We start from the raw sequence: 10,925 nt of genomic DNA on the forward strand, positions 1-10,925 counted from the left end.
TTACACACACTTTTTGTCCTATAACTCTAATTAAAATAACCATGTTACTCAAGGCTCCGTACCAACAGCACGGTCTTTAAGCAACATGGTTATTTATTTTACTGACCGAAGTCAGCTACGTTCAATGGTACAAATTATTCGCGTGGAAGGTCGATTTCTTTAAGAATAACTTGTTTGCTGTGTTTTTCGAAGAACTGTAAAGCTACTTCTGGGAACATAGCATAGGACAATACGTCTTCATCAGTGAAATTCTGGTAACCAAGTTCACCCAATTTCTGACGGTACATTTCCAATTCAGGTTGGATAAGATCAGCTGGACGGCAAGTAGTAGGTTCTTCGTCACCGATGATTTTCTTACGAATATCTTCGCTGATAGGAGCAGGTAAACGACCATATTTGCCGCGTACCAAGTCTTTAACTTCGCTAGGAGTCATAGTGTAACGTTCCATTCCGTTTGCCATAAAGTTAACGTTCATCATAGCCATAGTACCAACGATCTGGCTGGTAGGAGTTACCAATGGAGGGTAACCGAGTTCGGCACGAACTTTAGGCATTTCGTTCATAACATCAAAGAATTTGTCAGCCATGCCCATTTCACGAAGCTGGTTCTGAGTGTTGGACAACATGCCGCCAGGAATCTGGTAATGACGAACTTCAGGTAATACTTCATGAGCCGGAGTAATACCGAATTCATCGGCGATTTCTTTGCGAACGCCACGGAAGTATTCAGCCAATTCACGAAGAGCGGCTAAATCCAAACCGGTGTCATATTCAGTACCGCGGAACATTTCAACGATACTTTCAGTTGCAGGCTGGGAAGTTGCATGACCGAATGGGCTTAAAGCTGTATCGATTACGTCAACACCGGCTTCAACTGCTTTTAAGTAAGTAGCGCTGGCAAGACCGCAAGTGAAGTGACTGTGTAAGTCGATCATCATGTCGTCGCCCAATGCTTTTTTAAGATCCTGAATCAAGGATACTGCATCGTATGGAGCCAACAAACCGGACATATCTTTAATACATAAAGAATCCATGCCCATTTCTTTCAATTCTTTGGCTACATCAACGAACATCTGGTTGGTGTGTACAGGGCTGATAGTGTAAACCATAGTACCTTGTACATGAACGCCTGCTTTTTTACCTGCTTTAATAGCAGCTTCCATGTTGCGAGGGTCGTTCAAAGCATCGAAAATACGGATACGATCGATACCGTTTTCTTTAGCTTTTTTAACGAATGCTTCTACTACATCATCAGCATAGTGTTTGTAGCCCAATAAGTTCTGGCCACGTAACAACATCTGCAATGGAGTATTTTTAAGATGAGCTTTTAACGTGCGAAGACGTTGCCATGGATCTTCGTCCAAGAAACGAAGGCAGCTGTCAAATGTTGCGCCGCCCCAACATTCCAATGCTTCATAACCTACCGCATCCAATTTTTCCAATACAGGCAACATCTGGCTGGTACGCATACGAGTTGCCAAAATGGACTGATGACCATCGCGGAGGACGGTTTCCATGATTCTTACTTTTTTCGCTTTCATAACTCCTTCTCCTTCACTGTCGAGATGAATTGTTCTCTGCCACTCCATAAAACCTTCCACATTTTACAGATGTTAACAATCCATATCCTCTAAAATTACGCTTATGACGAATACCTGCTGTCTACCTCAGGGCAGTCTCTGTATTCGTCTCACATATCTATTAGACTACTAATGACTTTCTTTGTCAACATATTTACAATACCGATTACTCATAAATATATATTTATATTAATTATTTATTTTTTTAGGAGCTGTTTCAATCACAATATTACGGCCATCTTTTTTAACTTGAATAGAGAAATTACCATAACCGTCCTTAAAGTATTCCATCTTGATATCTAACAAGAGCTTACCGATTTGGGTTTCCACTTTCTCAGTTAAAAACTCACGATAGAAGGCTTCCTGACTATTGGCCGGCGATTTGCGAAGCGGTGCCGGACGACGGGCTGCCGCTTCCCCTTTAAGCATAGCCGTTTCGAAGGTTTCTTCTTCCTTCACATTCTTAAACATATCAGCATCGCTCAAGCCTTTTTGAATTTTAATTTTAGCCATAATACTCTTCCTTTCACTATTAAAACGAGAAAAGGCCTGCTGTAGCAGACCTTTTTCTCTTACCTATGCATAAACCTCATAATTAACACCAAAAGTCTGTTTATGCTTATTTATTACTTTTTATTGTCACTACCGGTGCCGGACGACCGTTTATCTTCAATCGTCTTCTGAATCGATGCGACCGTAATATCTTTTAAATCCTGCGGCGTAGCAAAAGTATCTACCGTTTCAAATCCAACGCCGAGGCGCCCTTCCATGACAGATAAGGCCTTATCATCCTCATCCACCTTGGCGATGTAAATATCTTTGTCTTTATCCACACCGATCAAGCGATAGCGGCCCGGCGGATTAATAACACGCCAGCCCCCTTCCGTGCCGTCAAACATAAATACGTCACCGGTACGTACATTATCATAGAAGAAAATATCTTCGTCATAGAAAACGGCGATACGCCCGATATTGGATGCCTGCATATAAACACGGCGCGTATCATAGTTCGCGTCGGTACGATAAATGCGGTACGCATTATCGGCCACTTTAATCTTCATGTATACTACGTTGGTAGCCGTGGAGAAAGCGGCATCCACGATTTTACTGTCGGCCGGCAAATCTTCCATGGTGGTATCCACTTCATGTTCCGGACTTTCCGGGTCAAAACGGGCCAATACCACATTATCGGAGGCCCCGCCGTAAAGACCCATAATCGCCAAATCGCGATCCGGTAACCATTCGAAATAGCTTACCGAACGACCTTTTAAATCAATATTGGTCGGTGTTTTTTCACCGGACTTGTACACTTTAACGGAATCCTGAGTTACTACCGCCATATACTTATGACCTTCGGAATAATATTTATTCCCGTCCACTTCAGGGAAGTTGCCGTCTTTTTCCTGACCATCACTGGCCGTTACTTCAAAATCCGTAGTCGGGGCGAAGTAAATTTGATCTAAGTAGTAATAGATGCCACCCTGCAAGGCCAAGCCCAGTGCAAAAGCTGTCATTATTTTACCAAACGATGCCATAGCCCCTCCTATTCAACAATAAAGGCCGTCGGAATCATCCGTTCGCCCAATAAATCGGCCGGTTTATTAACAACTTTGCCGTTATAATACAAGGTCGTACTGGACCCGCCATCAAGGTTCGCCGCAATATAGCAGCCCTCTTCGTAAAGCACATCCTGCACATCACGTAGCGTTGCCCCCGTGGAATAGCCCGGTTGGCGTCCATCGATAACGAGGAAAACCACCGTGCCGTCTTTTTTCTGACCGATAGCCGTACGCGGGCCGATGCCCCAACCGCCGTCACCGTCGGTAATCATCTTTTGACCATCCACAATAAGCGGCGGTCCGAAGGTAATCCCTTCAGCCGCATCCATGTCAGCCAATTCCGTCTTAGTATAGGTACCGGCGATTAAGTTGCCTTGCTTCGTAAAACCGACAAAATCAACTGCTTCATCGGGCCCTACGTCCTTACCGATAACATAATTGCCATCCTGCATAATAAAGCCATATGGCAAACGGCCCGTACCGGTACCGTTCGGATCGTGGAAACCGCCTGCATTAATAGCGGCTACCGCATCATTATCCTTGGCAATATTACTTACGGTCTCCCCTTTTTCCTGAATGTTTTTGGCCGTTGCCACCTTCACGCGACGAGGATCCGGAATTTCAAGAACGTAACCCACATAACGCGTAGACTCAATGCGGCGCATTTTGAGCGTCGTATCTTCACGTGCTTTAAACTTAAATAAATCCTGACTCCGCACGGTGCCCACCGTCCCGAGAATCATGTTGATTTCGTCTTGATTAAACAACCAAGTAATGTACTGTGGATGACGCGAACGCATAATCGCCCCCACAACGGTTCGTTTCAGATTATCAAAAGGGCCAAACAGCACCACAATCGGTGATGTGACAGCGGTAAAAATAAACATGACGAGTATAAATTTTACCCACCCTCTGCTAAAAAATCGTTTCATCCTTTACTCCTATCTATTATAAATCGGTGTAATCCTCCGTGGTAATACGCTCTTCAAAATGCTTCAAATCCACTGCATTACCTATCCAGATGCGCTGCAAGGCATACGGATTATCACCGTGGTGAACCCAACCCGGATTCATAGTTACAGCGAGCAAAATACCGTTATCTTCGGCCGCTTTTTGAGTATACTCTTCCTGGCGCCCATAAGGGTAGCAGAACCACTTATTGTCGATACCCAATTGGTCTTTAAGAGCTTTTTGAGCTTTGACAATATTATCAAGCTGTTCACTCTTCGAAAGTTCGTTCATGCGCACATGATCATAGCCGTGACTGGCAATGGTAACGCCGCCTTTTTGCATTTCTTTAATTTGTTCCCACGTCAAACGGGTCCCCACATCGCCGGGATTTACAAATACCGTCGCGGCGAAGCCGTATTCTTTGAGCACCGGATACACGATGCTGTAGGTATCGGCATAGCCGTCATCAAAGGTGAGTACCACCGGTTTAACCGGCATCGCTTTACCGTTACGGACGTAGTCATTTAATTGTTCCATCGTAATCGGGTTGAACCCTTTATCGTGCAATAATTTCATTTGGGCGCGGAATAAATCCTCGCGAATTACCGCATCATTGTCTTCATCAGGTCCCACTTTGTGATACATGAGTACCGGAATTCCTTTAGGTACCGCTGTAGCCACCGTCGTTTCTGTCTTAACCGCAGCCGGTTTAGCTGCTTCCGGAGCCGGTTCTTTGGTGTCCGCCGCACAACCGGCGATTAACATCATAAGGCCCCACATCAATCCCAAGACTATTATGAAACGTTTCATTATAAGCCTCCTACTTATTCAATTGTCTTCTAAAAACATTTATGCACTTTATATTATATCATAAAGAATTGTCCTATGCCTATTGACACCGAATCAAATCGACTCCTATACTTGAAGTAGATTCGAATAATAAATATAACATTATAGCAATAGACTCAGATGAAGTTTTATTTTTTGAAAAAACGAAAGGAGTCCTCTCTTGTGAAAAAGAAAATCGCCCTTGTGCAAATGAATATCGCCGCCGGCGAAGTGGAACAGAACTACGCCCACGCCACGGAGTTAATTGAAACAGCCGCACAGCAAAAACCGGATATTATTGTCCTCCCCGAAACATGGAACACCGGGTTTAAGATGACCGAAAAACTTCCTCAGGAGGCCGACAAAAACGGTGACCGCACCCAAACTATGCTGAGCGATCTTGCCAAAAAGCACGATGTGAATATTGTGGGCGGCTCCGTAGCCACCTTACGTGATGATAAAGTGTACAACACAACCTACGTGGTAGACCGTAAAGGCAATGTCATTTCCGAATTCGATAAAATCCACGGCTTCTTCCCGGCCAAAGAAGATCAGTACTTTGAAGGGGGCGACCATACGCACCGCTTCTTCCTCGATGATATTCCTTGCTCCAGCGTCATTTGCTATGACATCCGCTTCCCGGAAATCATTCGTAAAACGACGCTCGAAGGAGTCGATGTATTCTTCATACCTGCCGAATGGCCTACCTTGCGCCTTCGTCATTGGGAACTTTTAAACACCGTTCGCGCCATTGAAAACCAGATGTTCTTATGCGCGGTGAACTCATCCGGTTTCATCGGCAAAGTGGAAGCAGCCGGCAACTCCTTACTCCTCGATCCGTGGGGCGAAGAAATCCTCCATCTCGGTAAGGATGAAGAAATCGCCATCGGCACCATTGATCTGAGTGTCATTCAAGAGATTCGGAATAAGATTAACGTGTTTAGAGATAGACGTCCGGAATTGTATTAAGGGTAAACGATGACAGTCATAGACATAATAAGCATAATTATCCCGCCATTAGAACCAAAAACTGTTAGACAAACAAATAATTAAAGCGTATGATAAAGACATTATTATGAATTATACATTTTTTATGATGTTTATATTCTAGCCTTAAACTAAATTATGAATCAGCCGCGTAGCAACGACTATCCATAGGGTTCTGCTTAGAATATACCACAACGGGGAGGCGTATGTGGTGAGTCCAAAAGATAAAGACCAAAAGTATGTTACACCGGAATTTACAAATTCACAAGTAGCCGAAGATGAAGGCGTGATGCGCTTTCAAAGACGAACAGAGCGAAGAATATTGGCACGCAAAGCGAGATTCGGCTTGGAGAATCGTGCGGAAGCCTTGGCTTTTGCGCCGTTATTTGTCTCGCCAATGCACGTAGAAATGCCTGACGATGGTATTCCGCGGGGCAATGCTCTATTCAATTGTTTAGGGTATAAAATTGCCTATTTGCGCAAAGAAAAAGGCTGGTTGCAAAAAGATTTAGCCAAGAAAACCGGAATCAGTGTCAGTTATATTTCAAAACTGGAACGAGGCTATCAAATTGAAGGCGTAACACTTGATATCTTGCTTACCCTCGCCAATGTGCTGGACGTGACACTAAAAGATTTATTTGATTTTTCAAAAGAAGATGTCTACTTTGCTTACTATCGACTGAAAATTCACAGCTATTCCTAACTCCTCATAGCAGAGTGAATTCTTATAGGATGTTCCATTAACAACTAATATGCTACCCTAAGCCCTGTACAAAAATCTTCGTAATTTTTTATTTTCGTGATTGACAAGTTATTTACTTTCCCTTATACTATTAAAGTACGTTACACGACGTGGAGAGGTGTCCGAGCGGCTTAAGGAGCATGATTGGAAATCATGTGTGCGGTGATACCGTACCGAGGGTTCAAATCCCTCTCTCTCCGCCAGAGCTAAAAGCGCTGTCTGATTAGTCAGGCAGTGCTTTTTTTATGTCTACTCGCATTCTACTTTACATCAACTTTTTTATATATAACCACTCCTTATTTTTTACATACTCCTTACGTTTCCATTACCATTCATTGATAATCTCTTGATATAATCAGCTTACATATGCGAACTGCATAATTTTCTGGAGGTGCATGATAACAATGAAAAAACAATGGAAATGCTTACTCGCCCTAGGTATGACGCTTACAACTATGGGAGGCCTTGGCTTTGCGGCTGACGGCGTTCAAACAACGTCCTACATCGTTAACGCAGACAAATTCCAGTTGCCTTATGCCGGCAACGAAACTGTTTTTAACCACAAAATCAACCCCGGTTACGGCTCCGCCCTTGCTTTGAAATCCATCAACAAAGACGGCACGATTGAATTCTATGCCATCACCGACCGCGGTCCTAACGGCGACATTCCAACCTATGTGAAAAACGGTAAAAAAATGTCCGGGAAGTTCTTCCCTACCCCTGATTTCACACCAAGCATCGGTATCATCAAAGTGGATCCCGCCAAAGATCGTGCGGACATCATCAAATCCATTCCGCTCAAAGTAAACGGTAAAGCCATCTCCGGCAAACCGGTTCCATCCGGCCTCACCGGTTCCACTAACGAAGTGGCTTTAGACTTCAACATGAATAACTTGGGCACTGACGTAAACGGTCTTGATACGGAAGGTATTTCCCTCGACAAAGACGGCAACTTCTGGATTAGTGACGAATACGGTCCATTCGTAGCCAAAGTCGATAAAAAAGGCAATATCCTTGAAAAATACGGTCCCGGCCAGGGCCTTCCTACCATTTTAGCTAACCGTGTTCCAAATCGCGGCAGTGAAGGCGTTACGGTCGATGAAAACGGCCATGTATTCGCCTTTATCCAAAGCCCGATGAACATCGACGGCAAAACAGCCAAAACAGCTAAATATATCCGCATCGTTGAACTCGATCCTACAACGAAAGCTACTACTATGTATGCTTACCCTGTAGACACCGGTTATAAAAACACCGGCGCTGCCAAAATCGGCGATATTACGTCTATCGGCAACGGCCAGTTCCTCATGATCGAACAAGGCAAACAAAACGGCAAAATGCAGAATCTTATCTACAAAGTAGACCTTAACGGTGCTACCGCCATTCCTAACAACGGTGACCTCGAACTCGGTCTTTTAGACGGTCAAATCGTACCGGCTAAGAAAGAGCTCGTACTCGACTTACGCGCTCAGGGCTGGGATATTGAAAAAGCCGAAGGTCTAGCTCTCATGCCAGACCGCAAAACTATCGTAGTTGTTAACGACAACGACTTCGGTATAGACATCAACGTAGAAGACAAAGCGGTAGCAGATGCTGAAGTAGATGATTACACCTACGATGCTGACAAACAAGTTATGATTTATGACGAAGACAAAGCACCTCATGATGTAACTATCAGCTTGAAACAAAACGCTCCGGCTGAACAACAAAGCCAGATCTGGTTCTTCACATTGCCAAACGCTTTATAATACCCTAACCTCAATCAACCTCAAAAGCTTTGGTACGTAGAATCTTTTCAATACCTACAATTTAAGCAAAAAGAGCAACAATTCCTCGTTGTTGCTCTTTTTGTTTGCCCCTGATATTTTATTACGGAACTTAACTCCAAACGTGTACAACGAGACTTTCATTGATCTTACCAGCATGACAAAACATCTGTATTTTTCAAAAAAATAGAAAATTTTAAATTTCCTACTTTACAAGTGTGATTTACTCATGCTATAATCAGCCTCAAGAAATTCAATAGCGATATTATCAAGAGTGATGGAGGGACTGGCCCTATGAAATCCGGCAACCATTCGATGGTGCTAAATCCTGCGGCATGTCCCGAGAGATAACAACAAAGTAACGATGACTTGGGAATACAAGGGCATCGTTTTTTTATTACCCATCGCTTACTATTTTGTATTTGGGGATACAGGATAACCATGAATTTCAATTTTTGTTATATTATTTTTATTATAGTATTTGAGACAAAAGGAGAGTATTAACATGAAGAAGTTTTTATCCGTAGCTGCTACTTTCGTATTAGGCAGCGCCCTACTACTCGCGGGATGTGGCACTGATCAAGGCAATGCCGCGGCCGGTTCTGACAAAAAAGTAACCTTAACCGTAGGTGCTTCACCGGTTCCACACGCTGAAATTCTGGAACATGTAAAAGACAAATTGGCCAAAGAAGGGGTAGACCTTAAAATTATCGAATTCAGCGACTACATCAAACCTAACTTGGCTTTAAATGACAAAGAAATCGATGCCAACTTCTATCAACATATCCCATTCATGAAAAAGTTTGAAGAAGAACATAATATGAAATTTGTGTCTGCCGGTGCCGTACATATCGAACCGATGGGCTTATACTCCAATAAAATCAAAGACAAAAACTTACAAGAAGCCGTACCAAACGGGGGTAAAGTGGCTATTCCTAATGACCCGACCAACACGGGACGTGCTTTACAGTTATTACAACAAGCCGGTCTCATTACGTTAAAAGACCCTAATAATATTTATTCCACCAAATTGGATATCGTTGCCAATCCTAAGAACTTAGATATTATTGAAGTCGAAGCGGCTCAAACACCTAGAACCCTTGATGACGTAGATATTGCCGCTATTAATGCCAACTATGCCTTAGGTGCTAATTTAAATCCGTTAGCCGATGCGTTGTTCTTAGATTCCAAAGATTCGCCGTATGCTAATTTAATTGCCGTTCGTCCTGGAGATGAAAATCGCCCAGAGATTAAAAAATTGGTAGAAGCCCTTCACTCTCCTGACACCAAACAGTTTATTGAAGAAAAATACAAAGGTTCTATCTTACCGGCATTCTAATTTTATTTCTTTTCTCTTTACAATTTTGTCCCCTCATGCTATACTAACGAAAGAATTAAATACGGACTGTTATCGAGAGTGATGGAGGGACTGGCCCTGTGAAATCCGGCAACCATTCGATGGTGCTAAATCCTGCGGTATATACCGAGAGATACGAAGTAAATGTAGGCGACTCGGTTTTACCGAGCCGCCTTTNNNNACTCGGTTTTACCGAGCCGCCTTTTTTATTCCGATACATTTCGTGCAGTTTTTCTATTTTGAGGAGGTAGAGACATGAAAAAATTATTTTCGTTAGCAGCTGCTGCTATTTTGGGGAGTGCCTTACTTTTGGCCGGTTGTGGCAGCGACAACAACGCATCCGCCGGAACATCCGGTAAAACAGTCATTACGGTTGGTGCAACCCCTGTTCCACATGCGGAAATTTTGGAACAAGCTAAACCGTTATTGGAAAAAGAAGGCATTGAACTTAAAGTTGTAGAATTTACCGATTATGTAAAACCTAATATGGCTCTTAACGACAAAGAATTGGATGCCAACTTCTTCCAGCACGTGCCATATCTTGAAAAATTCATCAGCGAACATAAAATGGACTTAGTATCCGCCGGTAAAGTTCATGTTGAACCAATGGGCGTTTACTCCAAAACCATTACCGACAAAAACTTGGAAGCTAACTTGCCTAACGGCTCTAAAGTAGCGATTCCGAATGACCCAAGTAATGGCGGCCGTGCCCTTATCTTATTACAAAAAGCCGGTCTCATCACTTTGAAAGATCCTAACAACATTTATGCTACCAAAGCCGATATCGCTTCCAACCCTAAGAATCTTGAATTCGTAGAACTCGAAGCCGCTCAATTGCCACGCAGCTTGGATGATGTAGCTATCGCCGTTATCAACACTAACTACGCTTTGGAAGCCGGTCTTGATCCTCTTAAAGGTGCTTTATACTTAGAAGATAAAGATTCTCCATATGCTAACATCGTAGCGGTACGCAAAGGCGACGAAAATCGTCCTGAAATCCAGAAATTAATGAAAGCCTTACAATCTCCTGAAGTTAAAAAATTCATCGAAGATAAATACAAAGGCGCTATCTTACCTGCTTTCTAAATCGTAAGATAATTTAAAAACAACAACAAATACAACTAACAACTAAAAGCCCGCTGAAGTGCTTCTCAT

The 10,925-nt window shown here is 43.1% G+C and carries 10 protein-coding genes, 1 tRNA gene and 2 riboswitches; of the genes, 6 read left to right on the forward strand and 5 right to left on the reverse strand.

The window, feature by feature from the left end:
* Positions 1 to 134 precede the first annotated feature (134 nt).
* From QZL64_RS05945 to QZL64_RS05965, 5 genes are all read right to left on the reverse strand, one after another.
* Positions 135 to 1,541, reverse strand: coding sequence for a pyruvate carboxylase subunit B (locus QZL64_RS05945; protein ID WP_226974523.1), 1,407 nt, complete (start codon positions 1,539 to 1,541; stop codon positions 135 to 137).
* Positions 1,542 to 1,769: 228 nt separating this feature from the next.
* Positions 1,770 to 2,093 (reverse strand): hypothetical protein, encoded by a 324-nt coding sequence (locus QZL64_RS05950; RefSeq protein WP_021841091.1) that lies wholly within the window; start codon positions 2,091 to 2,093, stop codon positions 1,770 to 1,772.
* Between the two features lie 113 nt (positions 2,094 to 2,206).
* On the reverse strand, positions 2,207 to 3,115 hold the full coding sequence (locus QZL64_RS05955) for a hypothetical protein (protein WP_021841092.1): 909 nt from the start codon (positions 3,113 to 3,115) through the stop codon (positions 2,207 to 2,209).
* Between the two features lie 8 nt (positions 3,116 to 3,123).
* Complete coding sequence (locus tag QZL64_RS05960) at positions 3,124 to 4,071, reverse strand: phosphodiester glycosidase family protein (protein WP_021841093.1); 948 nt, start codon at positions 4,069 to 4,071, stop codon at positions 3,124 to 3,126.
* Positions 4,072 to 4,087: 16 nt separating this feature from the next.
* The gene (locus QZL64_RS05965; protein WP_021841094.1) at positions 4,088 to 4,900 is read right to left on the reverse strand and encodes a polysaccharide deacetylase family protein; all 813 of its coding nucleotides are present in this window, start codon (positions 4,898 to 4,900) and stop codon (positions 4,088 to 4,090) included.
* Between the two features lie 201 nt (positions 4,901 to 5,101).
* On the opposite strand from QZL64_RS05965, the gene QZL64_RS05970 reads away from it, so the two are divergent.
* The 6 genes from QZL64_RS05970 to QZL64_RS05995 all read left to right on the forward strand — a co-directional run bounded on the left by QZL64_RS05970 (position 5,102) and on the right by QZL64_RS05995 (position 10,856).
* Positions 5,102 to 5,887: a carbon-nitrogen family hydrolase gene (locus QZL64_RS05970; RefSeq protein ID WP_021841095.1), complete on the forward strand. Its 786-nt coding sequence runs from the start codon at positions 5,102 to 5,104 to the stop codon at positions 5,885 to 5,887.
* A 229-nt stretch (positions 5,888 to 6,116) separates the two neighbouring features.
* Entirely contained in the window at positions 6,117 to 6,608 is a 492-nt protein-coding gene (locus tag QZL64_RS05975; protein ID WP_295225448.1) for a helix-turn-helix domain-containing protein, read from the forward strand.
* Between the two features lie 151 nt (positions 6,609 to 6,759).
* Positions 6,760 to 6,850 (forward strand) — tRNA-Ser (locus QZL64_RS05980).
* A 201-nt stretch (positions 6,851 to 7,051) separates the two neighbouring features.
* Complete coding sequence (locus QZL64_RS05985) at positions 7,052 to 8,395, forward strand: esterase-like activity of phytase family protein (RefSeq protein ID WP_021841097.1); 1,344 nt, start codon at positions 7,052 to 7,054, stop codon at positions 8,393 to 8,395.
* 280 nt (positions 8,396 to 8,675) lie between these two features.
* A riboswitch (SAM riboswitch) is annotated at positions 8,676 to 8,767 on the forward strand.
* A gap of 151 nt (positions 8,768 to 8,918) precedes the next feature.
* Positions 8,919 to 9,752, forward strand: coding sequence for a MetQ/NlpA family ABC transporter substrate-binding protein (locus tag QZL64_RS05990; RefSeq protein ID WP_021841098.1), 834 nt, complete (start codon positions 8,919 to 8,921; stop codon positions 9,750 to 9,752).
* Positions 9,753 to 9,818: 66 nt separating this feature from the next.
* A riboswitch (SAM riboswitch) is annotated at positions 9,819 to 9,910 on the forward strand.
* Between the two features lie 115 nt (positions 9,911 to 10,025).
* Positions 10,026 to 10,856: a MetQ/NlpA family ABC transporter substrate-binding protein gene (locus QZL64_RS05995; protein WP_021841099.1), complete on the forward strand. Its 831-nt coding sequence runs from the start codon at positions 10,026 to 10,028 to the stop codon at positions 10,854 to 10,856.
* Positions 10,857 to 10,925: the final 69 nt, after the last annotated feature.

The organism is Veillonella sp. CAG:933, from assembly GCF_000431435.1.
GTDB lineage: Bacteria > Bacillota > Negativicutes > Veillonellales > Veillonellaceae > Veillonella_A.